We start from the raw sequence: 25,649 nt of genomic DNA on the forward strand, positions 1-25,649 counted from the left end.
CGGCGGCAGATGACGCGGCGCGCCCCTTGACACAAACCGCGATAGAGAAGCTGCCCGTCCGCAAGCGGCCCCGTTTCGGCCGTTCATCGGATCCTGCTGGATGGCGGAAATGGGGCCGGTGGCAGGCTGGCAGCTTCACGAGAAAAGGTTGAACAGCGCCCCGAAGTGTCAGTGCCGACGCCGATCCAAAGGGCTGGCGCCCGCCCAAGCTTTACGGCCTGCACCGTACCCAATGTCGCCAGCCCTCAGTTTTGTGGCTGTGAGAAACTTGTGAGCTTCCGATACCCTCCGTTCTGAGGGAAACGGCCAAACCGTTGAGATTATTGGTGCACCCGGAGAGATTCGAACCCCCGGCCTCTGCCTTCGGAGGGCAGCGCTCTATCCAGCTGAGCTACGGGTGCATCCGTGAAGCGGGGGCGAGGCCCCCGGCTGAACGGGCGCAAACTAGCCAAAGCCGGTGATCCGCGCAACGGGGTTGGCACGTTTTGTTTGCCGGGCGGGAAAACCCGGTTCTCTTGCTCACCGCGGGCCACCCCTTGGCAGCCGTTCCCGCCGCAAGCCGGCCCGCCTCCGGGCCAAAGCGCCGCCCTCGCCGGCTCTGCCATCAAGCTGCCCCGATTGGGCCCTATCGCGCCAGCAGTGAAAATAGCGTAAGGCTGGGCCATGACAACGCACACCACACGATATCGGGCTCCGCTGGGGCTCGGCGCGAGCCTGGTGCTGGCCCTGCTGGTTTCGGGCTGCTCGATGAGCGGCATCAAGCCGGCGCCCGGCGGCGCCAGCGCGGCTTTGGCCGCCTTTGCTGCGCCCAGCACACCGGCCGGCCATGTGCCCAAGGCCAGCGCAGTGCCGATGGCTGCCTCGGCTTTGGGCTATACCGAAGGCTCGATGGACAGCCTGATCCGGCATTACGCGCATGAATATGCCGTGCCGGAGGACCTGGTGCGGCGCATCATCGTGCGCGAGAGCAATTACAATGCGGGCGCCCGCAACGGGCCCTATTACGGGCTGATGCAGATCAGCCACGCCACCGCCAGCGGCATGGGCTATCGCGGCGCGCCGGGCGGCCTGCTCGATGCTGAAACCAATCTGCGCTATGCCGTGCGCTATCTCGCCGGCGCCTATGTCACGGCCGGCGGCAATTACGATCGCTCGGTGCGCTTTTATGCCAGCGGCTACTATTACGACGCCAAGCGCGCCGGCCTGTTGCAGAAAGCCGGCCTGCGCTAGCTGGTGGCCGGCGCCTGCTCGTTGAGCAGCAGCAGCAGCTGGTTGGCCAGGTCCGCCTGCTGATAGGGTTTGCTGAGGCGCGGCAGGTCGATCTGGGCGCCGCTGGGCAGTTCGGAATAGCCGGTGGCCAGCACCACGGCGAGGCCTGGCCGCAGCTGGCGCGCCTGCTCGGCCAGTTCCACCCCGTTCATGCCGGGCATGGCATAGTCGGTGATCAGCAGGTCGATGGCCCGGTCGCTGGCAAGGATCTTGAGCGCCTCGGCGCCGGAATAGGCCTCGATGGCGGTGTGGCCCAGCTGCTCGAGCATGTCGACAGCGTTCATGTTGATCAGCGCATCGTCATCGACCACCAGAATCGTGGCGGCCTTGCTGGTGGGACTGTTCATCGGCAAACCCTCTGGCGGCACTCTCATTCTCCGGACGCGCGTAACGCAAAATAACGGCCCAATTACGATGGGTCGCAGGCACAGAGCGGCCCAACGTCAACGATTGCCCCCACAACGCGGCAGCTTGTGCCCCGGTTCCGGGCAGCGAGGTCTTTTGGCGGCGGGCAAACTGGCCTAAAGTCGGCGCCACTCACCCGCTTGGAATCGCCCCACATGCATCTGCTGCTCGTCGACGGCTCGGCCTATATCTTCCGCGCCTTCCATGCCCTGCCCCAGCTCAACCGCAAGTCGGACGGGCTGCCCGTGGGCTGCGTGCAGGGCTTCTGCAACATGCTGTTCAAGCTGACCGAAGACCTCAAGGGCGAGGACGCGCCCACCCATATGGCGGTGATCTTCGATCATTCCGGCAAGACCTTTCGCGACGATTTCTATCCCGACTACAAGGCGCAGCGCCCGCCGGCGCCGGTGGAGCTGGTGCCGCAATTTCCGCTGACCCGCGCCGCCACCCGCGCCTTTTCCATTCCCTCGATCGAAATGGAGGGCTGGGAGGCCGATGATATCATCGCCACCTACGCCTCCATGGCCAAAAAAGCCGGCGGCAAGGCCACCATCGTCTCCTCCGACAAGGACATGATGCAGCTGATCGAGCCGGATGGCTCCATCCGCATGCTCGACACCATTCCGCGCCCCGGCCAGCCGCCTTTGCGCTGGATCGGCATGGAGGAGGTCTTCACCAAGTTCGGCGTCACGCCCGACAAGGTCATCGAGGTGCAGGCGCTGTGCGGCGACAGCGTCGACAATGTCCCCGGCGTGCCCGGCATCGGCGTCAAGACGGCGGCCGAGCTGATCAATCAATATGGCACGGTGGAAAACCTCCTCGCCCATGCCGACGAGATCAAGCAGAATGCCCGGCGCGAAAAGCTCAAGGCCAATGCGGAACTGGCGCTGGTCTCGAAACGCCTCGTCACCCTCAGCCAGGATGTGCCGGTCGAGCTCGATCTCGACGCCCTGCTGCGCCAGCCGATGGAGCCGGGCAACCTCTTCCCCTTCCTCAAGGCGATGGAGTTCGCCACCATCACCAAGCGGCTGGCCGGGCTGCTCGACGCCAATCCCGACGATTTCCCGGCCGATCCGGCCCATGCCGCCAAGGTGGCGCCGGGCGCGGTGGGCTTTGACAATGCCGCCCGCGCCGAAAGCCGCGCTGCCCGCCACGAGGCTTCCGGCCGGTCCAATGCCGCCCCGGTCGCCCATGCGGCCGCCGAGCATGCCCGGGTGCGCGCCATTGCCTTCAAGCCGGAAGATTACGAGATCATCCGCGACGCACCGGCGCTGCAGCGCTGGATCGACGCCATCGAGATGACCGGCTTTGTCGCCACCGATACCGAGACCACCGGGCTCGACAACCAGACCGCGGACCTCGTCGGTCTCTCCTTCTCCATCGCCCCGGGCACCGGCGCCTATCTGCCGCTCGGCCACAATGAGGGCGCGGCCGATATCTTTGGCGGCGGCGGTCCCAGCGAGGGCCAGATGGATATCCGGCTCGCGCTCAACATGCTGAAGCCCCTCTTTGCCGATCCGTCGATCCTCAAGATCTTCCACAATGGCAAATATGACCTCGGGATGCTGGCGCGCTATGACGTGCCGGTCAAATCCATCGATGACACGCTTCTCCTGAGCTATGCGCTGGACGGGCCGCAGTTCAACACCATGGGCGAGCTGGGCGAGCACTGGCTGGGCTTTGCCGGCCAGTCGATCCGCGAGCTGCTCGGCTCGGGCAAGAGCCAGCGCACCTTCGCCCAGGTGCCGATTGCCGAGGCGGCGCGCTATGCCGCCGAGGACGCCGACATGACCATGCGCCTCTGGCAGGTGCTCAAGCCGCGCCTCGTCGCCGAAAACATGACGGCGCTCTACGAAACCATCGAGCGGCCTTTGGCGCCCGTGCTGGCCCGCATGGAAGCGCGCGGCGTCAATGTCGATCGCTCCATCCTCAGCCGCCTGTCCGGTGAGTTCGCCCAGCGCGCCGCGGGCTTTGAGGCCGAGGCCTATGAGCTGGCCGGGCAGAGCTTCAACCTCGGCTCCCCCAAGCAGCTGGGCGAAATCCTCTTTGACAAGATGGGGCTCGAGGGCGGCACCAAGACCAAGACCGGCGCCTGGGCCACCGGCGCCGATGTGCTCGAAGACCTCGCGCTCAAGGGCGTGCCGCTGGCGCGCACCATTGTCGACTGGCGCCAGCTCAACAAGCTGCGCAGCACCTATACCGATGCCCTGCCCGCCTATATCAATGCGCGCACCGGCCGGGTCCACACCACCTATTCCCAGCATTCGGTGCTCACCGGTCGCCTCAGCTCCAACGATCCCAACCTGCAGAACATTCCCGTCCGCACCGAAGACGGGCGCAAAATCCGCTCCGCCTTTGTCGCCGCGCCCGGCAAGATCCTGGTCTCAGCCGATTACAGCCAGATCGAGCTGCGCGTCCTCGCCCATATTGCCGATATCCAGGCGCTGAAAGACGCTTTCGAGGAGGGCCTCGACATTCATGCCATGACGGCATCGGAAATGTTCGGCGTGCCCGTGGAGGGCATGCCCAGCGATGTGCGCCGCCGCGCCAAGGCGATCAATTTCGGCATCATCTATGGCATTTCCGCCTTTGGCCTTGCCAATCAGCTGGGCATCGGCCGCGGCGAGGCGGGCGACTATATCAAGACCTATTTCGAGCGCTTCCCCGGCATTGCCGACTACATGGCCGAGCAGCGCCGCAAGGTGAAGGAAGACGGCCATGTGACGACGCTCTTTGGTCGCCGCATCAACTTCCCCAATGCCAAGTCGCACAATCCGAGCGAACGCGCCTTTGTCGAACGCGCCTCCATCAACGCCCCCATCCAGGGCTCAGCCGCCGACATCATCCGCCGCGCCATGATCCGCATGGAGCCGGAACTGAAGAAAGCAGGCATCGAGGCCGACATGCTGCTCCAGGTGCATGACGAACTGATCTTCGAAGTGCCGCTGGGGACGGAGAATGACGCGATTCCCGTGATCAAGCGGGTGATGGAAGGCGCGGCGGAGCCGGCCGTGCGCCTGACCGTGCCGATCCAGGTGGATGCCCATGCGGCGGGGAACTGGGACGAAGCGCACTAGCTGTGTGCGGGGTGGCACCTCGGTGTCACCCACCCACCGCTCGTCACCCTCGGGCTTGACCCGAGGGCTCTACACTAACGATGTCGCCTCCCCTCACAACCGGCTGACCTCATCCCAGAGATCATCCCAGTCCGGATTACGCTCCTCGATCAGCGCGTCCTTCCATTGGCGAAACCAGCGCTTGAGCGACTTCTCGCGCTGGATGGCATTTCTGATGTCGTCGTGGAATTCGTAATAGACGAGCCGCTTGAGCTTGTTCTTCTTGGTATAGCCCTCGACCAGGCCCTCGCGATGCTCATAGGCCCGGCGCGCCACATCATTGGTGACGCCAATATAGGTCCGTCCCCTGCGCATGTCGGCCATGATGTAGGTATATCCACCCATGCCCAAATCCTGAAAGTGCAGAGCCCTCGGGTCAAGCCCGAGGGTGACGATCTGGGGGTTTTGGGAAAGAAGAGCAAAGCACTGAATGTCGTGCAGCACCAACGGCGACCGCGTTGCTAACTGAGCTCAGCGAGAAAGGTAGCGCAGAAGCTCGCACATCGTGAGGGAGGGCAGCGTCACCCGTCTAACCCACCCACCGCGCGTCACTGTTAGGCCTGATACAAGAGGCAAAATAGCTCCACCCCCACCGAGCGTCACCCTCGGGCTTGACCCGAGGGCTCTATACTGGCGATGTTGCAGCTTATTTGCGGCGTCTTGCCAGTCGTGCGCCTAACCGGGGACTGGGAGAAGGCGCACTAACTCTACTGCACTACTGCGAACAATGGGGCATGAAATTGGAAGCGATCGGCAAATATCTTACCGCCAGTGAAATTAAGCTGACAGACCTTCTACTCGACCCAAATAACCCCAGGTTTATCACGAAAAAATCACTAACCATTCCTGATTCCGGAGCAAGTGACGAGGTTTTTCAGAAGAAAATTGCTGATAATTTGCTTAAAGCTCACGGCGCCGACAAACTTCGACTAAATATGGAAATTAATGGATATCTGCCCATCGACCGCATTGTTGTGAGACGAATTGACGATACACAATTTATTGTGCTTGAGGGCAACCGAAGAATAGCGGCCGCCAAATCTTTGAGTGAGCAGATACTGTCGGGGTTTAACGTCTCTGTAGACGTGAAGGACAGCTTGGTAGATATACCCTGCCTAGTCTATACTGGGACAGACACCGATGCTTCTTGGCTATTTCAGGGACTTAGGCATATTTCTGGAATTAACGACTGGTCATCCTACCACAAGGCTCGCTTGCTGGTCGAACAAATGGAAGAAGGCGGCCTCTCGCTTACGGAAGTTGGAAAACGGTTCGGCCTAACTCCTCACGGCGCAGGGCAATGGGCTAGAGGTTATCGTGCCTTCATGCAAGCGACCGAAGAAACAGACTACACACAAGAAATAAACGAACAAATATATCCGTATTTACAGGAATTATTTGGTAGAAGCAGTATCGCGATGAAGGACTGGCTGGGATGGTCGGAAAATAAGCAAAAATTTGAGAATTCCAGCAATCTTAACGAATTTATTGGCTGGTTTTACCCAAGAGGTAAAGAGACAGAAGGCCTTCCCGATGAAACTCCTGAATTCGGAGACTGGGAGAAGAGAAGAATCTCAACACGCGACGACTTGAGGCAACTGAGTTATTTGATTGGGAACAGCAATGCTAACTTCATGCGCTTTCGATCTGGTAGCGCGGATGTGGAAGGCGCTTATAACGCTGCAATCTACGAGGAGTATGAAAAGGAGAAGAAATCAGCGACCTCTGACGAGATATTCTCCCAGATCGAAAAGTGCTCTGATGTTCTTCTCAATTTGCCCATCAAAATTGTACGGGATGCAGAACTTAAAGCTAGATTTGACACCCTAATTAAGTCCCTGAAAGAAGCGATCGAATTTGCGAGCTAGCGGACAAGCGCGTGTCAGATATTGAAGATATCGTTAGATTTATTACTTCATTGGATTTCCAAGAGGAGCCGAAGCCTTTCATTGAGTTTCTAACGGAGTATTTCGTTACCGTTTGCGGCGACGACGCATCCGTTGCAGAGAAAAAGGCCGCATCGAGGTCAAATGGATATGGCGCCAAGTTGAAGGTTCGGTCGGAAAAATGGGGATATTCTGGCGTCACCCCATATTTTCGTTTCGATGATATCAATCAGGAAATTACTTGGTCCGAGCTAAAAATTAAAGCGACAGACGGACATGCGGAACGGTGGAGAAAAATCAGGTTGCGTCGTCGACCAGAGATTTTTCGGCAAATGCAAGCATTGAAGGATGACCAGTTTGAGAGGCTCATCGTAGCCCTTAGTCGCTACGGGAGGGTACCGAAGTTTCATGTAACGGAGAGATCCAACGATTTTGGGATTGATGGTCTGGCTATTTTTGACAGTTATTCGAGCTTTGGTCTGTTCAGAAGAAATGACTTAAATCACAAAGTTATAATTCAGGCGAAGAAGTACGAGACAAAGGTATCTAGAGATAAGATACAGGTCATGTGTGACACTTTGAATTTGGTGCGCACTAGGTCGAGCAGGATATCCAGCCTCATACCTGACTGGTTTTGGTCAGCTGACGGAACAATATCTGGTTGGGTGCTTGGCCTGCATGGCTTTCAGTCTGGGTCTGTAGATTACGCCCGCGACAATGGGATATTATTGAGCGACGGGTCTGAACTGGCACACGTTATTTGTACATCTCGGAATTTTGATCCGACGATCACAAACTCTCTTGTTGATTGGCTTCCCGAGCTCCGAATCTAGTAGCTCTTAAAATATGAGACCTGCGCTTTGATTTGTACGCTGATCCAGGCACACGGTGTCCTGAGCGGTCAAGGCAGATTAGCGAAGGAATAACGCGCAAGCGCCATCCTTGCGCTCGATCAACACCCTCCCCCTCCCGCCGCGCTAATCTCCCCTCACCACCACCGGGAGACCCACTATGCGCAGCTACACCATTTCCGCCCGCCGCGATGACGCCAATGGCAGCATTGCCGGGGTTCGCGAGGCGCTGGTGGTGCTGGATACCTCGCTGGCGGGGCGCACGGATGCGCTCAATCCGGTGGAACTGCTGCTGGCCAGCCTTGCCGCCTGCATCATCAAGGGGGTGGAGCGGTCGGCGCCGATGCTGAAGTTCGATTTTTCCGGGGTGACGGTGACGCTGGTCGCCGAGCGGCAGGATGCGCCGCCAAAACTCACCGCCATAAGCTATGAACTGGTCGTGGTCACGCCAGAGAGCGACCATCGGCTGGAGCTGCTGCATACCAATGTGCGCAAATATGGCACCATTTCCAACACCCTGGCCGGCGCCGTCAGCCTTACCGGCACGGTGGCGCGGGGCTGAGGACAGGGGGACGCCGCCGGCGACCGAAACGGGTCACCAGATGCTAACCAATTGGCCCAATCGGCGGCGAGAGATCGAATCCTATGTGACGGCAAGAACCGTTCATCACGGCTCGCCGCGTTCAGGAATCCAACATCATGGGTTCATAGTGGTGACCGTTGACTGACAATTGTGGCATCTGGCTGAACGCGCCGCGCCAAAGATTAATCCCCGCCCCCGGGCCGGGGCGCATAATGGCGCCATTGCCCCGGCGGGACGCGATCATGACGAGTGAAGCCGGGACAGGCCGGGTGGCAGGACGGGTCGCCGTCCGCCGGGCCCGGCCGGATGGGGTCTGCTGTTTCCAAGGTGGGCAGCAGGCTGAATTGACCGCCGCCGGGTGCTGTTGCGCCTGGTGACTGACGGGGCCCGACTTTCCCTCTCGCCATGTGCGGCGGGAAGCGTCAGCAAACAGGGGCCTCAGCGGTGACGGGCGACCCTTGCGTCGATAAGCCCGCCCCTTCCGGCCGCGGCGCGCCACACCCGGCGCGTGGGCGAGGCTATCCTCACCCTTTGACCTGCGGACCAACCGCGCGGGGAAACCCTCGCCCACGCAGCGTCTGCCCTTAGGTCCGAAACCGGTGGCGCCCAGCGCCGGCCGGGGCCTTGGCCTGCGGGCAGGGTTTAGCGCATGGCCTCGACCGCCAGGTGCAGCCGTTCGGCGCTGGCATGGGTCCAGCGGGCCACGGCCTGCTGCTCGGTGGCCTGGCTGCGGACAAAAGCCTCGATGCGGGCCTGGCCGATCTCGTCGAGCAGGTGCCGGCAGGGTTTCCACATCACCCAGTTGGGATTGACCGCCCGCATATGCAGCCGGTCGTTGACGATGTCGAAATGGATATTGGCCGAGCGCGCCAGATCGAGGAATTCGGCGACAAGATCGTCGGGCATGGTCTGGTTGGAGACGGCGTTGGGGATGGACATGGCATTGCCTCGCATTTGAGACAAATCCAATGCACCGGCCTGATGGTTCGATCCGTGGCGCTGCCGGCATGGTTAAGGCGGGGTTAACCGGCGTGCCAGAGCGGGACAGCGTGCGCCGCGCGCGCGGGGCGGGCCGGTGGCGGGAACGCGACAGCGCTTCCGACCGTTGCCTTGCCAACAAGGAGCGCCCCCATGCCTGCCAACAAGTTCGAAACCCTGGCCCGCGGCGGCTATATGGCGCGCGGCGTCGTCTATCTGCTGCTGGGCGGGCTGGCTTTGGCCTCTTCGCTCTGGGGCGGCAGCGATGCCGAGGGCTCATCGGACGCCCTGTCGAGCCTGCTGGGTCTGCCCTTCGGGCGGATATTGCTGGGGCTGGTGGCGGTGGGGCTGTTTGGCTATGTCGGCTGGAAGCTGGCGCAGGGCCTGCTCAATGCCGACAATCGACCCGACAATATCAAGGGTTTTGGCCCGCGGGTCGGCCAGCTGATCAGCGCCGGCGGCAATCTTTTCCTCGCCCTCAGCGCCGCGCGGCTGGCCTTGCCTATGGGCGGCGGCGGGGAGGGTGGCAGCGGCGAGGAAGAAGCTTCGGCCTGGCTGCTGCAGCAGCCGTTCGGCGTCTGGCTGCTGGGCCTTGTCGGTCTGGGGGTGATCGCCGCGGGGGTCACGCAGATCTGGTATGGCGCCAGCCATGGCTATCGCAAGCGCCTGGCGCTGCCACCGGCCCAGGCCGGCTGGATGGACAAGGTCTGCATGTTTGGCCTGGCGGCGCGCGGCGTGGTGTTCGCCATTGTGGGAGGCTTTCTGCTCTATGCGGCGTTTACCGTCTCGCCCGAACAGGCCGGCGGCACGGCCGAGGCACTGGCCTATATGCGCGGCCTGCCCTTCGGCGCCTGGCTCTATGGGCTGCTGGCCCTGGGTCTGGTGGCCTTTGGCGCCTATTCGATCATCCAGGGGCTGTATCGCCATGTCGATGCGCCGGGCATGGCCGATGTGCGGGCGGCCGCCGCCCGGCTGTAGCGCACTCTGACAAGCCGGGGCCGCCTTGCAGGATTGCATGCAGATCGCCATGTAAAGGGGATGCGGCGCGTCGTGCCGCTTGGACCGGAGCGTCAGCATGGCCAGCCAAACCGCGGGATATTCCCGTACCCATATCATCCTGCACTGGGTCATCGCCGCCCTGGTGCTGTTCCAGCTCTTTGTGCATACCGGCATGGAAAATGCCTGGATCGTCAGTCAGGGCGGGGTGGCCGAGGGCGCCAATCCCCTGCCCCATATCCTAGCCGGCATCGCCATCCTGGTGCTGGCGATCTGGCGCGTGGTGCTCCGGCTGCGCCATGGCGCGCCCGCCCATCCGGCCGGACAGCCGCCGCTGCTGACAGCCCTCGCCAATGGCGTCCATCTGGTGTTTTACGCGCTGCTGTTCATCCTGCCGCTGAGCGGCCTGGCCGCCTGGTTCGGTCAGGTCGGTCCCGCCGCCGTGGCTCATGTCTATATCCAGCTGGCCTTCCTGCCGCTGATCGGCCTGCATGTCGCCGGGGCGCTGGTGCAGCAGTTCTGGTTCCGCACCGGCGTGCTGCGCCGCATGGCCGTGCCGGACCGGGCGCTGTAGCCGGCGCCTGGGTCTAGGGCTGGCGCACCGTCGCCAGCCGCCCTTGCCCGCCGGGCGGTATGGCCAGGCTCACCACCAGCGTGGCGTCTGCCGCCAGTTCGGGGGCGCGGGTGGCCCATTCGACCAGCACGATGGCGGCCGGATTGTCGCGCAGCCCGAGCTCGTCGATCTCGCGGGCATCGCCCAGCCGGTAGAGATCGGCATGCAGCACCGGGCCTTTTGCGGTTTCATAGGGTTGCACCAAGGCAAAGGTCGGCGAGGGGACCTCAAGGTCGGGATCGCCGGCCAGGCTGCGGATGATGGCGCGCGCCAGGGCTGACTTGCCAGCCCCCAGATCACCCTCGAGCAGCACCAGGTCGCCGGGCTGCAGTTCGGCCGCCAGCGTGGCGCCGAGCGCTGCGGTGGCGTCGTCATCGGGCAGGAAGATGCCCGGCATTATTCGGCAACGGCGGACATCGAGCTGTCACGCGGCAGGTTGACGGTGATACGCGACCCGCGTGGTTCGCGGCGTTCGGCGCTGATGGTGCCGCCATGCAGGTTGACGAAGGTCTTGACGATGGCCAGGCCCAGGCCGGCGCCGCGCTGGCGGCCGCCGCTGGCGCCGGTATTGTCGAGCCGGGTCAGGATGGCCGATTTCATCTCGTCGGTGAGGCCCGGGCCCTCATCCTCGATGACGAACAGCATGCGATCGCCGCGCGGGGCAATGGTCAGCTTGATCTCGCCGCCGGGCGGGGAGAAGCGGGCGGCATTGGAAAGCAGGTTGTAGAGCACCTGCACGATACGGGTGCCGTCGGCGATGAAGGGCGGCAGATCGGGATCGATCTCGACCACCAGGTTGATCGGCTTTTCGCCCGAGATTTCAGGGAAACTGGCCGAGAGCCCCGCCCGGGCATTGTCGACCAGCTTGTGCACGTCGAGCCGTTCGGGGCGCAGTTCGGCAATGCCGGCATCGACCGAGGCGAGGTCCAGGATATTGTCGATCAGCACGCCCAGCGTCACCGAGGAGGCGCGGATATAGTCGACATAGGCGCTCTGGCGCTGGTTGAGCGGGCCGGCATCGGTGGCCAGCATTTCGGCAAAGCCGATGATATTGGTCAGGGGCGAGCGCAGCTCATAGGAGACGTTTTCCACGAAGGCGTCCTTGAGCACGTCGGCGGCGACCAGGGCGTCATTGCGCTCCTTGAGCACGCGCGAATAGGAGGCGCTTTCGGTGACGTCGAGAAAGGTCATCATGGTCTGCCCGTCGGGCAGGCGGGTAATGGCATAGTCGAGCAGGCGGCCGTCAGAGCGGTTGATGCGCCCGGTCTGGTCGGAGCGGGTGGGATTGAGGTCGATGATGCCGCGCTTGAGGTCACGCCAGATGCTGGCGCCGTCCTCGGGAATGGCCTTGCCGCTGGCCTCGGCGATCTGGTCGATATGGGGGTTCTTGCCCAGCTCGTTCATGGGCAGTTTCCACAGCGCCGACAGCCGCGGATTGGACAGGGTCAGCCTGCCATTGGTGCCAAACACGGCCACGGCCTCGGAGAGCGAATTGATGGTTTCGCGCTGCACATTGGAGAAGGCCTTGTTGGTCGATTCCAGCTTGAGGCGCTCGGTAATGTCGTCAAAGACGTAGATGACGCCGCCGGTCGAGCCGGCGGGGGCCGAGATCACCTTGATGGTGCGACCATCGGGCAGATGCCAGGGCTCGTCCTCGAAGGGCTCGGTACGGCTATAGGCTTCCAGATGGGTGTCGCGCCAGGTGTGGTAATTGACCTGGGCCGGCAGCATGCCCTCGGTGCGCAGCTTGTCGAGAATGGCCCGCTCGTCCAGCCCCAGCGTCAGGAAGCCGCTGCTGAGGTTCCACAGGTTCACATAGGCCTGGTTGAACTGGATCAGCTCGCGCCGGGCGTTGAAAATGGCAATTGGGGTGGCCAGCGTATCGATGATGCCGCTGATATGGGCCAGCGCATCGGCGCCGGCGCTGCCCGCCTGATCCTGGGTCGGGCGCAGCAGGCCGGCACGACCGCCGGTGACGGGAAATTCGACCAGTTCATAGGCGCCGTGGCGCTCCCAGGCCAGCGGCATCGGCACGGGCTGGTCGGTGGCATCGCAGGCGCGCAGGTGTTCGCGCAGTCTGGCCGGCTCGAGCAGTTCGGGCGGCGCCGTCTCGGTGCCGGACTTGCCCAAGGCATGAGCCAGCTCAAGATAGGCCTGGTTGGCATAGACCAGCCGGTCCTGGGCATCGCGGGCAAAGGCCGGCTTGGTCAGCGTGGCCAGAATGGCGCGGACACTGGAGAGATCGCCGGTGGCGGCCGCCGCGACCAGATTGGGCTCGGCCCCCGGCTGCAGATAGGCGGGGCGCAGGCGCATGGCCGTGCCGCCGCCCAGCACCCAGCCATTGGCGCGGATCAGCCTTCCGTCCAGCGCGGTGAGGCTGACGGTAAAGGCATGGCCATAGACGCGCAGGTCTTCGAGCAGGCGGGCCAGCCGGTCGGCATCGGCATCGATGAGCCAGCTCTGGAAATTGAGCACGCTTTCGGGCTGCCGGCCAACGGGCAGCACGGATGCCGCCTGGCCCAGCAGCTTGGGTTCACTCTCGTCGGCCCAAAGCACGGTGACTTCCCGCGTGCCCGACAGCAGGGCTTCATATTCATCGACCAAAGCGCGCAGGCCGGCAATCTGTTCGGCGGCCTTGCGGCGGGCGGCCTTGCCGTCGGCCAGGGTGGTGCGAATGACAGCCATGGCGAGCAGGGCGAAGGCTCCGGCACCGGCGGCGATGGCGAGAGGGGCTGCACCGGCGAAGCTTGCCGCCTGTGTACCCTGGGCCAAAGCGGGAACCGCCGTGAGCAAGGTAAGAGGGGCTGTCGCGAGTAGTGCGAATCCCCAATGCTTCCGGAAGTGATCCGGCGCCATGCGCTGCCCTCTAGGTCAAGTTGATTTGTTGCCAGTCCGGCGCCGCAAAGAGCCGGTACGCATCACTACAACGGAAGGACGTAAACGGCCAAAATCAGGCCTGGTCATTTCCGGATCGACTGTGTGTCCCCCACCAGCCGAATCACCTTGACCATAGCGGCACGGGGAATCGCCTAAAAGAGTCTTAATGCCCAAGCTTGATAGGCAAACTATCGATATCGGGGCTTGACCGGAGAACGAAACAGCAACTTCGAGCCGTCACTGGAAAATCGCTCCGGTGGAGCGATTTGAGGCGAGAAGGCCATGAGGGCTATGCCCGAATGGCAGGAAGAATATGCCACAACAGATGTGCCCGCGACCGAAGTCGCGGGCACCAATAGACAGGCAGGCCAGGCGGCGCCTAGTAGCGGTATTCGCCCGACTTGAACGGGCCGGTCTGGCTGACGCCGATATAGTCCGCCTGTTCCTTGGTCAGCACGGTGAGCTTGGCGCCCAGCTTGGCCAGGTGCAGTTCGGCGACCTTTTCGTCGAGGTGCTTGGGCAGCACATGCACCTTCTTTTCGAGGTTCTGGCCATTGGTCCAGAGTTCGATCTGCGCCAGGGTCTGGTTGGCGAAGGAAGCGCTCATGACAAAGCTGGGGTGGCCGGTGGCATTGCCCAGATTGACCAGGCGGCCTTCCGACAGCAGGATCAGGCGGCTGCCATCGGGCTTTTCGATCAGGTCGACCTGGGGCTTGACGTTGGTCCACTTGAAGTTGCGCAGGCCGAGCACGTCGATCTCATTGTCGAAATGGCCGATATTGCAGACAATGGCCATGTCCTTGAGCTTGCGCATGTCATCGACCATCAGCACGTCGCGGTTGCCGGTGGCGGTGACGACGATGTCGGCGCGGTGGGCAGCTTCGGCCAGGGTGACGACCTCAAAGCCTTCCATGGCGGCCTGCAGGGCGCAGATCGGGTCGACTTCGGTGACCAGCACGCGGGCGCCGGCGCCGCGCAGCGATTCCGCGCTGCCCTTGCCGACATCGCCAAAGCCGCAGACGATGGCCACCTTGCCGGCCAGCATGACGTCGGTGCCGCGGCGGATGGCGTCGACCAGCGATTCACGCGTGCCATACTTGTTGTCGAACTTGGACTTGGTGACCGAGTCATTGACGTTGATGGCGGGGAAGGGCAGCTCGCCCTTGGCGTGCAGCTGATAGAGGCGCATCACGCCCGTGGTGGTCTCTTCCGACACGCCGCGGATGGCGTCGCGGATCTTGGTGAAGAAGCCGGGCGACTTGGCCAGGCGCCGCTTGATGGTGGCAAAGAAGATTTCCTCTTCCTCATTGGTGGGCTTTTCGAGGAAGGACGGATCCACCTCGGCCTTGGCGCCATTGAGGATATACATGGTGGCGTCGCCGCCATCGTCGAGGATCATGTTGGGCGTGGTGCCCGGCCAATCCATCATGCGGTCGGTGAAGTCCCAGTATTCTTCCAGTGTCTCGCCCTTATGGGCAAAGACCGGAATGCCGGCGGCGGCGATGGCCGCGGCAGCGTGATCCTGGGTCGAGAAAATGTTGCAGCTGACCCAGCGCACCTGGGCGCCGAGCGCGACCAGCGTCTCGATCAGCACGGCGGTCTGGACGGTCATGTGCAGGCTGCCGGCAATGCGGGCGCCCTTGAGCGGCTGGCTTGCTGCATATTCAGCACGAATGGCCATCAGGCCGGGCATTTCGATCTCGGCGATATCGAGTTCCTTGCGGCCAAAGGCGGCAAGGGACATATCCTTGACCGAATAGTCGGTCGATGGGCTGGTCATGGGTGGACTCCGGGGGTTTAGCGTTGCCTCTGCTATACGCAAGGCGGGCCGCCGGATCAACCAGAGACATAAAGATACGTTTATATCCCCTTTCAGTCCAGGGTTCGATAGACCGGGCGGCGGCGGCGAAACGGCAGGGTGCAGAAGCGCCAAAGCGCCGACAGCACCAGATAGCCCAGGAGAAAACCGCCCCCGGCATAGAGAATGCCCTCGGCGGTCACCGGCACGGCGGGCTGGTAGTTTTCCAGCGTGCGGCGGCCGATATCGCTGTCGAGATAGGCGGGCAGCGACTGCAGGCGGGTCACCGGATCGGCATTCTGGATGCGCAGTAGGGTGGCGCTGAGCTGCTCATAGCGCACAAAAGTGGCCGCCATGGCGGTGCCGCGCTCGGCCAGGAACGTGTCATTGGACACGCCATAGCGCTGCAGCGCCTGCATCCGATCGAGACCGCCGACACGGGCGCTGCGGTCGAAATCCTAGGTGATGACGCGCAATTCATCGACCGCGCCGCCCAGGCGCTGGGTATATTGCTGGGCATATTCGGGAAACTGGCTGAGCATGACGGCCAGCGCCGCGCCGCCGATTCCGGCAATCATCCGCCGCATGCATCGCTCTCCGTCCTGCCGAGGCACGGGTCGTGCCCGGTTCGGGGGTCAACGCCGGGCCGCAGGTGCCGTTCCACCAGCCCTAACCCGCCATGCCCTCGACGTCCTCGTCAAAGCCGTTATTGACCAGTTCGACGATGGCTTCGAGCGCCTCGCGCGCCTGCTTGCCGCTGGCCTGGACGAGAATGGTGCTGCCGGGGCCGGCGCCGAGCATCATCAGGCCCATGATGGAATTGCCGTTGACCGCGGTGCCGTCCTTGATGACGCTGACGGCGGCATCGAAGCATTCGGCGGTGCGCACGAAACGGGCCGAGGCCCGCGCATGCAGGCCCTTGCGATTGACGATGGTCAGTTGCTGCGCGACGGCGCGGCTGGCATCCATCCGTTCATGCTCCCCACAGCGCCCGGTTCAGCGGCATGGCGATCATGCTCAATCCGCGCCCAGAATGGAATTGGCTACGGTAATGTATTTTCGCCCCGCTTCCTGGGCCAGCTTGACGGCGTCCTTGATGGTCATGTCGTTGCGCACCCGGCCCAGCTTGACCAGCATGGGCAGGTTGACCCCGGCAATCACTTCGACGTCGCGGTTCTGCATCACCGAAATGGCCAGATTGGAGGGCGTGCCGCCAAACATGTCGGTGAGGATGATCACCCCCTGCCCCTCGTCGACCTCATCGACGGCCGCCAGGATGTCGTTGCGGCGATTTTCCATGTTGTCGTCGGGCCCGATGGCGATGGTCGCGCAGTGCTCCTGCGGACCCACGACATGCTCGAGCGCCGACTTGAATTCATGGGCGAGCGCACCGTGCGTCACCAGAACCAGACCAATCATGCAAAATCCCCAGCGTGTCGAACTGCGCCCGCGACGTGGCGCCGACAGCTATCCAGTATAATTTGCCCCATGCCCAAACCTGACGCTGCACGGTCCGGGCAGACTGCCGACCCTGCAACTGGCCGAGTGCGGGCCAGTCTTGTCCGGTCAGGGGCGCGATTCAAGTGGTATTTTGTCACGGCGTGTCGAGCGCGGACAGCGCCTCGATCACCAGCAGCATCTGGTGGCCAAGGCTGATAACGGCGCTGGACGGCACCGGTGCGCGCGGCACGGCCACCCCGAAGATATCGGTGGTGAGTGCCTCTTCTTCAAGCATGCGTACCAGATCGGGCACGATGTCGATGACCAGACGCAGTGGCGCCAGGCGCTGATGCGGCCGGCGGATGATGCCGCGGCCGCGCAGTTCGATCAGTCCGGCCAGATTGTCCGGCGCCTGCATGACGATCTGCTCGCGGGTCCTGACCAGGTCCACCCGGTCGTCCGAAACGAGGAAAGCCGGCAGGCCGCGCAGGGACCAGCGGTCGAGCAGGCTCAGCGCCAGCACCGATTTTCCCGCCCCCGAAGGCCCCCGCAGCAAGACGCCGGACGACCCCAGCAACAGTCCCGTGCCATGCACGTTTTTTGGTTCATTCATGCGGGCAATCTATTTGCGTGCGCGCGGTAACACAACCGCGAACACCGCGCCGGAACGATCGGTACGGTTCGCGGCCTTGATAGTGCCCTTGTGGGCATCGACGATCTGCTTGCTGATCGACAGGCCGAGGCCGGAATGATCGCCGAAGCTCTCGGTGTCGGGGCGATCGGTATAGAAGCGCTGGAAGATCTTGTTGAAGTCGCCGGTAATGCCGCGGCCCTCGTCGGTCACGGTGATGCGGATATCGTCGGCCTCGACGGTGAGCGCCACATGCACCACGCCGCCCTCGGGCGAGAACGAGACGGCATTGTCGATCAGGTTGGCAAAGACCTGGGCCAGCCGGCTTTCATGGCCATTGGTGATGGCCGCACCCTTGCCGCTGCGCCTGTCCATGGTCACGGTGACGCCGCGGCCAAGCGCCATGTCCTTCTGGATCGAGACGATGGCTTCGGCAAGCTTTTCGACGTCGACGCGTTCGGCGCTTTCACGCGCCAGTTCGGCGTCCAGCCGGCTGGCGCTGGAGATGTCGGTGATCAGCCGGTCGAGCCGCTTGACGTCGTGCTGGATGATGGCGTTGAGCCGCTCGCGGTCTTCCGGGCGCTTGGCCAGCGGCAGGGTCTCGACGGCGCTGCGCAGAGATGTCAGCGGGTTCTTGAGCTCATGGGCGACGTCGGCGGCGAAGCGCTCGATGGCCTCGATGCGGTTGTAGAGCCCGTCGGTCATGCGGCGGAAGGCATCGCTGAGATGGCCGATTTCGTCGGGGCGATCGGTGAAATCGGGAATTTCGGCACGGGCATTGCCGGCGGTCTGCACCCGCTCGGCGGCTTCCGACAGCCGGCGCATCGGCCCGGCAATGGTGCCGGCCAAAGCAAAGGACAGCACGATCTGCACGGCAGCGGCAATCAGGGCGATGCGCAGAATGCTCCAGCGCTCCTGGGCGACGATGGAATCGATGTCGCCCGGTGCGGTCGAGAGCAGGATGGCACCGACCACGGCGCGCACGCGCTGCACCGGCACGGCGACCGAGACGACCAACTGGTTCTGCCCGTCGACGCGGACGAAATCGGCGGCGGCGCCCTGCAATGCCGAGGCGACCTCGGGGTAGCGGGCGCCTTCGTCGACGCCATATTCCTGGTATTTCGGGAAATTGTCGCCCGGCACCCAGTTGAGCACGGCATTCCACCAGTCCCACAGGAAGAAGTCATCGCCCTGTTTGGTCTCGATGATTTGCCGCATGACCTCGCCGCGCGCATAGATATTGTCGCTGTCCAGGATCATCAGCCCGCCCTGATCATAGATGCGGGCGCGGGTCCGGGTGGGCGTGATCAGGTTGCGCAGCAGCGGCGCCACCCGTTCGGGATTGATGGGAAATTCCAGCGTCGGATCGTAATAGGACAGCGAAGAGACCGAGCCGTCGCCCTGCAATTGCAGCAGGCGGTCGGGATTGATCGAGATGACGTCGCTATCCACCGTTGCCGAGGCGGCCACGGCGGCGGCGATGATCTCGCCCTGGACGCGCAGCGACTGCACGCGGGCGTCGATCAGCCCGGCCCGCCACTGGTTGAGGTAGAGAATCCCGACCACCAGGACGAGCAGGCCGGCCATGTTGAGCACGATGATGCGGCGGGTCAGGCTGGCAAAGATGGTCAGGTCGAGAAAGCGGTTGATGGCCCCGCCCAGCTTGTAGAAGGGGGTCACCAGCAGGCGCCAGCCATGACCGGCACGCGGCGTCTCGGGCGGCGGCGCATCCTCGCCCGCGCCCGGCGCGCGCCATTCTGCGGCGGCGTCGGGCTGGTGCGGGCGTTCGGAGTCGAGAATGGCCACAGCGGTGCCTATTGCTCCTTGAAGCGGTAACCGACGCCATAAAGCGTCTCGATCATTTCGAAGTCGTCATCGGTCGCCTTGAACTTCTTGCGCAGGCGCTTGATGTGGCTGTCGATGGTGCGGTCATCGACATAAACCTGATCGTCATAGGCCGCATCCATCAGGGCATTGCGCGACTTGACGACGCCGGGTCGCAGGGCCAGCGACTGCAGGATGAGGAATTCGGTGACCGTCAGGGTCACCCGCTGCCCATTCCAGGTACAGGTATGGCGCTCTTCATCCATGACCAGGGCGCCGCGCTCGATCAGCGCCTTGCCGCCCCCGGCCTCAAGCGAGGTCCCGGCCGCCGCGGTGGGATCGCGCGGTGAGGAGCGGCGCAGGATGGCCTTGACGCGCTCGACCAGCAGGCGCTGGCTGAACGGCTTGGTAATGAAGTCGTCGGCGCCCATCTTGAGGCCGAACAGTTCGTCGATTTCCTCGTCCTTGGAGGTCAGGAAGATGACCGGGATGTCGGACTTCTGGCGCAGGCGGCGCAGCAGTTCCATGCCATCCATGCGTGGCATCTTGATATCGAGAATGGCCAGATCGGGCCGGTCGGTGGTCAGACCCTCCAGACCCGATGCACCGTCGGTATAGGTGGCGACCTGATAGCCTTCGGCCTCCAGTGCCAGCGACACCGAGGTGAGAATATTGCGGTCGTCATCGACGAGGGCGATCTTGGGCATGAACTGCCTTTCTGTTTGGACGCTAGCAAACGTGACGATCAGTGCGACCGTTATAGCTGCTTGCAGGCGACAATTACGCGTTAAATAAGGCGTGGCCAAGGAGCGCACAACCTTAGACTTGCTGCACAGGCCCGGCCAGGACGCGATGCAACTTCCGTCTTACGACCGATTTCCCGATGGTGGACGACGAGGTTGCCCCGCTATTTTACCGGCCAAAGCGGACGGCAATAGGCTCGCGAGCGACGGAGTTGGTCATGTTCGATCATGAAAGCCTGAGAAGCAGGGTAGCCGCACGCGCCGGCTCGATGTCCCACAATGCCATCGCACCGGTTCTGGTTGCACGGGCCATGCAGGGCGAGGAAGGCGTGCTGACCGCCGATGGCGCGGTTTCGGTGCGCACTGGCGCCTTTACCGGTCGCTCGCCCAAGGACAAGTTCATCGTGCGCGACGCCCTGACCAGTGCCAGCGTGTGGTGGGACAATGCCGGCGCCATGAGCCCGGAGCATTTCGACGTGCTGCTGGCGGACGTGGTGGATGCCATGGGCGGACTTGGCCTGTTCCGGCAGGATCTGCTGGCCGGCGCCGATCCGCGCCACCAATATGGCGTCACCGTGCTGACGCCCAGCGCCTGGCATGCCCTGTTCATCCGCAACCTGCTGATCCGGCCCGGCGAAATGGTGCCGACCGGCAGCAATCCCACGCCTGTCACCATCGTGCATGCCCCGGAATTCCAGGCCGACCCGGCCCGCCATGGCAGCCGCAGCGCCACGGTGATCGCGCTCGACATGAGCCGGAACCTGGTGATCATCGCCGGCACCTCCTATGCGGGCGAGATCAAGAAGAGCGTCTTCTCCCTGTTCAACTTCCACGCGCCGCGCCAGGGCGTGCTGCCCATGCACTGCTCGGCCAATCTGGGCCAGGACGGCGAGGCGGCCCTGTTCTTCGGCCTGTCGGGCACCGGCAAGACCACGCTTTCCAACGATCCGGCGCGCCCGCTGATCGGCGATGACGAGCATGGCTGGAGCGAAGATGGCGTCTTCAACCTTGAAGGCGGCTGCTACGCCAAGACCATCAAGCTGAGCGCCACGGCGGAGCCGGAAATCTTTGCCGCGACCAAGCGCTTCGGCACGGTGCTGGAAAATGTCGTGCTCGACACGGCCCATGTGCCCGATTTCGACGATGTCTCGCTGACCGAGAACACCCGCGCCGCCTATCCCATCCATGTGTTGCCGGCCATTGCCAAGGGCAGCATGGGGGCCACGCCACGCACCGTGGTGTTCCTGACCGCCGACGCCTTCGGCGTGCTGCCGCCGATTGCCCGGCTGACGCCGGAACAGGCGGTCTACCATTTCCTCTCGGGCTATACCGCCAAGGTGGCCGGCACCGAGCGCGGCGTCACCGAGCCGCAGGCGACCTTTTCGGCCTGCTTCGGCGCGCCCTTCATGCCGCTTCACCCCACGGTCTATGGCGACATGCTGGCCGAAAAACTCTCCAGCAGCGGTGCCTCGGCCTGGCTGATCAATACCGGCTGGACCGGTGGCGGCTATGGCGTGGGCAAGCGCATCGACATCGCCTCGACCCGGCGCCTGCTCAGCGCAGCGCTGAATGGCGAACTGGACAAGGTCGAGATGCGGACCGACGAGCTGTTTGGCTTTGAGGTTCCGGTCACCGTGCCGGGCATCGAGGCCAAGCTCTTGACGCCGCGCCTCACGTGGGCCGATGCCGCAGCCTATGACCGGCAGGCCCTGCACCTGGCCGGCCTGTTCCGCGCCAATTTCGAAAAGTTCGGCGAGGCCGCCAATGCGGCGCCGGGACCGCGGCTGGCACAGGCGGCGGAGTAGGTTTGCCGGCACAAGGCAATGGCCCTGGCGCGGCCTTCCCGTGCCAGGGCGGAGAAGACTTATCCCCGGTGGCGCGGGCTCGGCTAAACTCATGCCCATCACCCCGCATGGGCGGCCTGCAGGCGAACAGTGGCGGGGTGAGCCGGGTGGAGGTTTTGCCTCTTCCACAGGTTCCACGCTTCGGTTGCGACAGGGCGAGCGACCCCTAGGACCGGCCAGTTCCAAAAACCGGCGCCCCGAGGCGGCTTCCGTCTCATTTTATAAATTTACCAGAGGCGAAAGCCGCCTCGGGGTCCGCTCATTCTTACGCAACCGCGCGGCATAAGCCGGCGCGGCGCCTCAGCACATCAAAAGCAGGAAACAGCGCCTAGTTGGGCGAATAGAAGATGTGCGAGCCGATCTGGGCGACGGCATTATAGGTATTGGCCCAGTTCGGCCGGACATTGGTGGTGTGGTAGAACAGGGCCGAGCGCGGCACCGCGCCAACCGCTTCGCCGGTGGCGAATTCGGCATAGACGGTCTGGGCCAGTGCGGCCGAGCGGGCCCAGGCGCTGCGTTCACCCGGCGCATCGGTGCGGCCGTCGCAGGCAAAGGTGAACTGGCAGCGGTGGAAGCCCTTTTCGGCATTCTGGTAGATCACGCCACACAGGGTCGAGGGGAACTTGCTGGAGCGGGCGCGATTGACGATGACATTGGCCACCGCCAGCTGGCCGGCAGCGCTTTCACCGCGTGCCTCGTGGTAGATGGCCTGGGCCAGGCAGTTGCGCTCGGCTTCCGCCAGTTCGAGACGCTTGCTCATCGGCTGATAGCCGGTTTCGATATAGGCGGCCAACGAAGCGGTGTTGAGGGCGGGCTGGGCGGCAACCGGCGCACTGGCGAAGCTGGCAAGCGCCGAGACGGCGCTGTTGTCGTTGAGGGCGCCCCGGGCAATATAGCCCATCAGCACATCCTCATTGAGCGGGCGGGGCGAAGCAATGCCGAGCACGTCTACGGCCCGCAGCATCTGCTGACGCGCGACATAGTTGGTGAGCAAAGCGGGGGTCAGGGCCTGTTCGCCCGGGGCCAGCGGCACCAAAGTCGGTCCGATGGCGGGCTGGGCCCGTACGGCGACGAGGTCGGCGGGGACAGGCAGAGGGGAAACGGCAGCCAGTTTCAGCGATTCTGCCTGGGCAGGGACGAGGGTCACGAACAGCACGAGCGCCACGGCGCAGAGGGCAAGTACATGCGAGAGAGCACGTACAGCTTTGAGCTGCCAGGATTTCGTCATGCCCCGTCCTTACCCCTGGGCGCATCCGGTCATATCCGGTGCACCTTCGTCCGGACCCGCTTGGCGGGCCCTTGGTTACTTCCCGCGCACACTAGCCAAGCCAGGGCGCGGTGGGAAGTCAGAATTTACGACTGGTTAACTATAGCCGTTAGCTTCTTAAGTTAGGGTTAATCCACCCGCCGGCAGATGAAAACCCTTGAAAGACAAGGCCTTGCTGCGTGGTGAAGGGGGTGTGGGCAGGAAAGCTAAAAGTTTACAGAGCCCCGGCACGATTTGTGGGGAGCACAGGAGGTTAACAATTGCCGACAGGCAAAAGCCCCGGCGGGGGGCCAGGGCTTGGGAGGCGACAGTCGATCATGGGGGAGTTCAGCGGTGGCGGAAAGCGGCCTGGCGGACGTGGTTGAGGCTCTCCATGACGGCAATGCCCAGGGCACGAATCTCCTCGCTGGGATGGACCAGGTCGGGCACCATGACGGTCTGCATGCCCGCGGCATGGGCGGCGCGCACGCCGGCATGGCTGTCCTCGAGCGCCAGGCAATGCACCGGCTCGATGCCCAGGCGTTTCGCCGCCGTGAGATAGGGTTCGGGATGCGGCTTGGGGTTGGTGACGTCATCGCGGGTGACGATGGTGTCGAACAGTTCCAGCAGCCCGGCGGCGCCCAGATGGGTATGGGCATGGGGCTGGCGCGAGGAGGTCGCCACCGCCGTGGGAATGCCGCGCGCGCGCAGTTCGACTACCAGTTCACGGGCGCCGGGCTTGACCGGCACGCCGGCATGGCTGCGCTCGCCCATGATCACGCGGCAGCGCTGGTCGAACAGGGTATAGGGAAAGGCGACGCCATAGGCCTCGACCAGCAGCTGGTTGGTGCGCTCATGGCTGCCGCCGACCATGGAGAGGTGGACATCGTCGGTCATGGGGAAGCCGAGTTCGTCGCAGACCTCAAAGACAATGGTGCGGAACACGGCTTCGGTATCGAGCAGCGTGCCGTCCATATCAAAGATCACCGCCTGGAACGGAGTGAGGTGCAGCAGTTCGGTCTGGAGTGTCATCATGGGTGGATATAGGGCGATTTGCGGCGCGATGCTAGGCGCCTGCGGGAAAGGCAGGGTTGCGCGCTGGCGAATAGGAGCGGCTGTGATAGCCTTGGCCCATGACTGATTTCAAGCCCGCCCGCCATCACGAAACGCTGGGCGATGCGTTCTATGATCGCGTCGCCCCAGCCGATTTCCCGCAAACCCTGCTGCGCCACCGTGACCAGCGCTGGGCCCGCCGCATCGGGCTCGATGGCCTGAGCGATGACCAGTGGCTGGGCCATTTCGGGCGCTTTGCGCCCCTGCCCGGCTCGCTGCCGGTGCCGCTGGCGCTGCGCTATCACGGCCACCAGTTCCGCAGCTACAATCCCGACCTGGGCGATGGCCGCGGCTTCCTCTTCGCTCAGGGCTTCGACCACCAGGATGGTCGCCTGCTCGATCTGGGCACCAAGGGCAGCGGGCGCACGCCCTGGTCGCGCGGCGGCGATGGCAGGCTGACGCTCAAGGGCGGGGTGCGCGAGATCCTCGCCAGCGAAATGCTCGAGGCTATGGGCGTCTATACGTCCAAGAGCCTGTCGCTGGTGGAAACCGGAGAAGAACTCCAGCGCGGCGATGAACCCTCCCCGACCCGCTCGGCCGTGCTGGTGCGGCTCAGTCACAGTCACATCCGCATCGGCAGTTTCCAGCGGCTGGCTTTTCTCGAGGACACGGCCGGGCTGCAGCAATTGCTCGATTATGCCATTGCTACCTATTATCCCGACCTCGCCGACGCCGCCGACCGGCCTGCGGCGTTCCTGGGTGCCGTGGTGGCCAATGTCGCCCGGCTGGGCGCGCAATATGTCGCCGCCGGCTTCGTGCATGGCGTGCTCAATACCGACAATATCAACATTACCGGGGAGAGCTTCGACTATGGGCCGTGGCGCTTCATCCCGACTTATGACCCCGATTTCACCGCCGCCTATTTCGACGAGACCGGGCTCTACAGCTTTGGCCGGCAGCCCGATGCGCTGGCCTGGAACCTGACCCGGCTGGCCGAGTGCCTGGTGCCGCTGTCAAGCATCGAGGCGCTGGAGCCGGCGCTCAACACCGTGTGGCCCATCTTCCGGGCCGAACTGCCGCGGCAGATGCTGCGACGCCTGGGCCTCGTGCCGCGCGACACCGAGGTCGACGGCGCCTTTGTCACGGGCCTGTTCGAATTCCTGGCGGCATCAGAGGCGCCCTATGAGCAATTCCTGTTCGACTGGCGCGGCGGCGGCCTCAGCGCCGAACGGGCGGCGCGCAGCCCATCGGCGGCGCATTACGCCAGCACCGCCTTCCGGCCGGTGGCGGGCGGGCTTGAAGCCTATCGGCCCAGCGCCGATGTCAATCTGGAACACCCCTATTTCGCGCGGCGACAGCCACGCAGCATGCTGATTGACGAAGTCGAGGCGATCTGGGCACCGATTGCCGAGCGTGACGACTGGACGGCATTGGCCGAAACGCTGGCCGAGATCGCCCAGATGCGCCAGGCCTATGGCATAAAATGAGGAGAACGA

Annotated in this window: 22 protein-coding genes, 1 tRNA gene and 1 pseudogene; 9 read left to right on the forward strand and 15 right to left on the reverse strand. The window is 63.5% G+C overall.

Annotation, left to right across the window (positions count from 1 at the left end):
- Positions 1 to 324: 324 nt before the first annotated feature.
- Positions 325 to 401 (reverse strand) — tRNA-Arg (locus AC4NN3_RS17810).
- A 262-nt stretch (positions 402 to 663) separates the two neighbouring features.
- Between AC4NN3_RS17810 and AC4NN3_RS17815 the strand changes: the two genes are divergently transcribed.
- A complete protein-coding gene (locus tag AC4NN3_RS17815; protein WP_491928431.1) occupies positions 664 to 1,230 on the forward strand; it encodes a transglycosylase SLT domain-containing protein in 567 nt (188 codons plus the stop codon).
- On the opposite strand, the gene AC4NN3_RS17820 is transcribed toward AC4NN3_RS17815, so the two are convergent.
- A complete protein-coding gene (locus AC4NN3_RS17820; RefSeq protein WP_491928432.1) occupies positions 1,227 to 1,616 on the reverse strand; it encodes a response regulator in 390 nt (129 codons plus the stop codon). The genes AC4NN3_RS17815 and AC4NN3_RS17820 overlap by 4 nt on opposite strands.
- Positions 1,617 to 1,829: 213 nt before the next feature.
- Between AC4NN3_RS17820 and polA the strand changes: the two genes are divergently transcribed.
- The gene (gene polA / locus AC4NN3_RS17825; RefSeq protein WP_491928433.1) at positions 1,830 to 4,751 is read left to right on the forward strand and encodes a DNA polymerase I; all 2,922 of its coding nucleotides are present in this window, start codon (positions 1,830 to 1,832) and stop codon (positions 4,749 to 4,751) included.
- 93 nt (positions 4,752 to 4,844) lie between these two features.
- Here the strand turns inward: polA and AC4NN3_RS17830 are convergent, their stop codons facing one another.
- Positions 4,845 to 5,135, reverse strand: a complete 291-nt coding sequence (locus AC4NN3_RS17830) for a GIY-YIG nuclease family protein (protein ID WP_491928434.1) — start codon at positions 5,133 to 5,135, stop codon at positions 4,845 to 4,847.
- Positions 5,136 to 5,524: 389 nt separating this feature from the next.
- Here AC4NN3_RS17830 and AC4NN3_RS17835 point away from each other — a divergent pair, with 389 nt between their 5' ends.
- From AC4NN3_RS17835 to AC4NN3_RS17845, 3 genes are all read left to right on the forward strand, one after another.
- Positions 5,525 to 6,658 (forward strand): hypothetical protein, encoded by a 1,134-nt coding sequence (locus AC4NN3_RS17835; RefSeq protein WP_491928435.1) that lies wholly within the window; start codon positions 5,525 to 5,527, stop codon positions 6,656 to 6,658.
- 11 nt (positions 6,659 to 6,669) lie between these two features.
- On the forward strand, positions 6,670 to 7,509 hold the full coding sequence (locus tag AC4NN3_RS17840; protein ID WP_491928436.1) for a restriction endonuclease: 840 nt from the start codon (positions 6,670 to 6,672) through the stop codon (positions 7,507 to 7,509).
- A gap of 178 nt (positions 7,510 to 7,687) precedes the next feature.
- The gene (locus AC4NN3_RS17845; RefSeq protein WP_491928437.1) at positions 7,688 to 8,089 is read left to right on the forward strand and encodes an OsmC family protein; all 402 of its coding nucleotides are present in this window, start codon (positions 7,688 to 7,690) and stop codon (positions 8,087 to 8,089) included.
- A gap of 663 nt (positions 8,090 to 8,752) precedes the next feature.
- Here AC4NN3_RS17845 and AC4NN3_RS17850 read toward each other — a convergent pair.
- Positions 8,753 to 9,049: a hypothetical protein gene (locus AC4NN3_RS17850; RefSeq protein WP_491928438.1), complete on the reverse strand. Its 297-nt coding sequence runs from the start codon at positions 9,047 to 9,049 to the stop codon at positions 8,753 to 8,755.
- A gap of 192 nt (positions 9,050 to 9,241) precedes the next feature.
- On the opposite strand from AC4NN3_RS17850, the gene AC4NN3_RS17855 reads away from it, so the two are divergent.
- Together AC4NN3_RS17855 and AC4NN3_RS17860 are read left to right on the forward strand one after the other, a co-directional pair.
- Positions 9,242 to 10,066, forward strand: coding sequence for a DUF1206 domain-containing protein (locus AC4NN3_RS17855; protein WP_491928439.1), 825 nt, complete (start codon positions 9,242 to 9,244; stop codon positions 10,064 to 10,066).
- Between the two features lie 97 nt (positions 10,067 to 10,163).
- A complete protein-coding gene (locus tag AC4NN3_RS17860; protein ID WP_491928440.1) occupies positions 10,164 to 10,658 on the forward strand; it encodes a cytochrome b in 495 nt (164 codons plus the stop codon).
- Between the two features lie 13 nt (positions 10,659 to 10,671).
- Here AC4NN3_RS17860 and tsaE read toward each other — a convergent pair whose 3' ends face one another.
- The 9 genes and pseudogenes from tsaE to AC4NN3_RS17905 form a co-directional block, all read right to left on the reverse strand.
- Complete coding sequence (gene tsaE, locus AC4NN3_RS17865) at positions 10,672 to 11,094, reverse strand: tRNA (adenosine(37)-N6)-threonylcarbamoyltransferase complex ATPase subunit type 1 TsaE (RefSeq protein WP_491928441.1); 423 nt, start codon at positions 11,092 to 11,094, stop codon at positions 10,672 to 10,674.
- A complete protein-coding gene (locus tag AC4NN3_RS17870; RefSeq protein WP_491928442.1) occupies positions 11,094 to 13,469 on the reverse strand; it encodes a sensor histidine kinase in 2,376 nt (791 codons plus the stop codon). The genes tsaE and AC4NN3_RS17870 overlap by 1 nt, the downstream gene beginning before the upstream one ends.
- A 484-nt stretch (positions 13,470 to 13,953) precedes the next feature.
- A complete protein-coding gene (gene ahcY / locus AC4NN3_RS17875; RefSeq protein WP_491928443.1) occupies positions 13,954 to 15,354 on the reverse strand; it encodes an adenosylhomocysteinase in 1,401 nt (466 codons plus the stop codon).
- Positions 15,355 to 15,446: 92 nt separating this feature from the next.
- Positions 15,447 to 15,959 (reverse strand): annotated as a pseudogene (locus AC4NN3_RS17880) (DUF2937 family protein).
- A gap of 82 nt (positions 15,960 to 16,041) precedes the next feature.
- Positions 16,042 to 16,341: an HPr family phosphocarrier protein gene (locus tag AC4NN3_RS17885; RefSeq protein WP_491928444.1), complete on the reverse strand. Its 300-nt coding sequence runs from the start codon at positions 16,339 to 16,341 to the stop codon at positions 16,042 to 16,044.
- 48 nt (positions 16,342 to 16,389) lie between these two features.
- The gene (locus AC4NN3_RS17890; protein WP_491928445.1) at positions 16,390 to 16,791 is read right to left on the reverse strand and encodes a PTS sugar transporter subunit IIA; all 402 of its coding nucleotides are present in this window, start codon (positions 16,789 to 16,791) and stop codon (positions 16,390 to 16,392) included.
- Positions 16,792 to 16,966: 175 nt separating this feature from the next.
- The gene (locus tag AC4NN3_RS17895) at positions 16,967 to 17,425 is read right to left on the reverse strand and encodes an HPr kinase/phosphorylase (RefSeq protein ID WP_491928446.1); all 459 of its coding nucleotides are present in this window, start codon (positions 17,423 to 17,425) and stop codon (positions 16,967 to 16,969) included.
- Positions 17,426 to 17,434: 9 nt separating this feature from the next.
- Positions 17,435 to 19,249, reverse strand: coding sequence for a stimulus-sensing domain-containing protein (locus AC4NN3_RS17900; RefSeq protein WP_491928447.1), 1,815 nt, complete (start codon positions 19,247 to 19,249; stop codon positions 17,435 to 17,437).
- 8 nt (positions 19,250 to 19,257) lie between these two features.
- The gene (locus tag AC4NN3_RS17905; protein ID WP_491928448.1) at positions 19,258 to 19,974 is read right to left on the reverse strand and encodes a response regulator transcription factor; all 717 of its coding nucleotides are present in this window, start codon (positions 19,972 to 19,974) and stop codon (positions 19,258 to 19,260) included.
- Positions 19,975 to 20,228: 254 nt separating this feature from the next.
- On the opposite strand from AC4NN3_RS17905, the gene pckA reads away from it, so the two are divergent.
- Complete coding sequence (gene pckA / locus AC4NN3_RS17910) at positions 20,229 to 21,815, forward strand: phosphoenolpyruvate carboxykinase (ATP) (RefSeq protein WP_491928449.1); 1,587 nt, start codon at positions 20,229 to 20,231, stop codon at positions 21,813 to 21,815.
- Positions 21,816 to 22,182: 367 nt separating this feature from the next.
- Here the strand turns inward: pckA and AC4NN3_RS17915 are convergent, their stop codons facing one another.
- Together AC4NN3_RS17915 and AC4NN3_RS17920 are read right to left on the reverse strand one after the other, a co-directional pair.
- Entirely contained in the window at positions 22,183 to 23,082 is a 900-nt protein-coding gene (locus tag AC4NN3_RS17915) for a cell wall hydrolase (RefSeq protein ID WP_491928450.1), read from the reverse strand.
- 366 nt (positions 23,083 to 23,448) lie between these two features.
- The gene (locus AC4NN3_RS17920) at positions 23,449 to 24,135 is read right to left on the reverse strand and encodes an HAD family hydrolase (RefSeq protein WP_491928451.1); all 687 of its coding nucleotides are present in this window, start codon (positions 24,133 to 24,135) and stop codon (positions 23,449 to 23,451) included.
- A gap of 98 nt (positions 24,136 to 24,233) precedes the next feature.
- On the opposite strand from AC4NN3_RS17920, the gene AC4NN3_RS17925 reads away from it, so the two are divergent.
- Positions 24,234 to 25,640, forward strand: coding sequence for a protein adenylyltransferase SelO (locus AC4NN3_RS17925; protein ID WP_491928452.1), 1,407 nt, complete (start codon positions 24,234 to 24,236; stop codon positions 25,638 to 25,640).
- The last annotated feature ends 9 nt before the right edge of the window (positions 25,641 to 25,649 follow it).

Source organism: Devosia sp. MDV22-iso42 (assembly GCF_058629155.1).

Bases quoted from the DNA above. Each gene is read 5' to 3' on its own strand.
- pckA (WP_491928449.1), top strand. From the start codon at position 20,229: ATGTTCGATCATGAAAGCCTGAGAAGCAGGGTAGCCGCACGCGCCGGC.
- AC4NN3_RS17835 (WP_491928435.1), top strand. From the start codon at position 5,525: ATGAAATTGGAAGCGATCGGCAAATATCTTACCGCCAGTGAAATTAAG.
- AC4NN3_RS17890 (WP_491928445.1), bottom strand. From the start codon at position 16,791: ATGATTGGTCTGGTTCTGGTGACGCACGGTGCGCTCGCCCATGAATTC.
- AC4NN3_RS17855 (WP_491928439.1), top strand. From the start codon at position 9,242: ATGCCTGCCAACAAGTTCGAAACCCTGGCCCGCGGCGGCTATATGGCG.
- AC4NN3_RS17830 (WP_491928434.1), bottom strand. From the start codon at position 5,135: ATGGGTGGATATACCTACATCATGGCCGACATGCGCAGGGGACGGACC.
- AC4NN3_RS17860 (WP_491928440.1), top strand. From the start codon at position 10,164: ATGGCCAGCCAAACCGCGGGATATTCCCGTACCCATATCATCCTGCAC.
- ahcY (WP_491928443.1), bottom strand. From the start codon at position 15,354: ATGACCAGCCCATCGACCGACTATTCGGTCAAGGATATGTCCCTTGCC.
- AC4NN3_RS17905 (WP_491928448.1), bottom strand. From the start codon at position 19,974: ATGCCCAAGATCGCCCTCGTCGATGACGACCGCAATATTCTCACCTCG.
- AC4NN3_RS17850 (WP_491928438.1), bottom strand. From the start codon at position 9,049: ATGTCCATCCCCAACGCCGTCTCCAACCAGACCATGCCCGACGATCTT.
- AC4NN3_RS17815 (WP_491928431.1), top strand. From the start codon at position 664: ATGACAACGCACACCACACGATATCGGGCTCCGCTGGGGCTCGGCGCG.
- AC4NN3_RS17885 (WP_491928444.1), bottom strand. From the start codon at position 16,341: ATGGATGCCAGCCGCGCCGTCGCGCAGCAACTGACCATCGTCAATCGC.
- AC4NN3_RS17820 (WP_491928432.1), bottom strand. From the start codon at position 1,616: ATGAACAGTCCCACCAGCAAGGCCGCCACGATTCTGGTGGTCGATGAC.
- AC4NN3_RS17895 (WP_491928446.1), bottom strand. From the start codon at position 17,425: ATGAATGAACCAAAAAACGTGCATGGCACGGGACTGTTGCTGGGGTCG.
- AC4NN3_RS17915 (WP_491928450.1), bottom strand. From the start codon at position 23,082: ATGACGAAATCCTGGCAGCTCAAAGCTGTACGTGCTCTCTCGCATGTA.
- AC4NN3_RS17925 (WP_491928452.1), top strand. From the start codon at position 24,234: ATGACTGATTTCAAGCCCGCCCGCCATCACGAAACGCTGGGCGATGCG.
- tsaE (WP_491928441.1), bottom strand. From the start codon at position 11,094: ATGCCGGGCATCTTCCTGCCCGATGACGACGCCACCGCAGCGCTCGGC.
- AC4NN3_RS17845 (WP_491928437.1), top strand. From the start codon at position 7,688: ATGCGCAGCTACACCATTTCCGCCCGCCGCGATGACGCCAATGGCAGC.
- polA (WP_491928433.1), top strand. From the start codon at position 1,830: ATGCATCTGCTGCTCGTCGACGGCTCGGCCTATATCTTCCGCGCCTTC.
- AC4NN3_RS17920 (WP_491928451.1), bottom strand. From the start codon at position 24,135: ATGATGACACTCCAGACCGAACTGCTGCACCTCACTCCGTTCCAGGCG.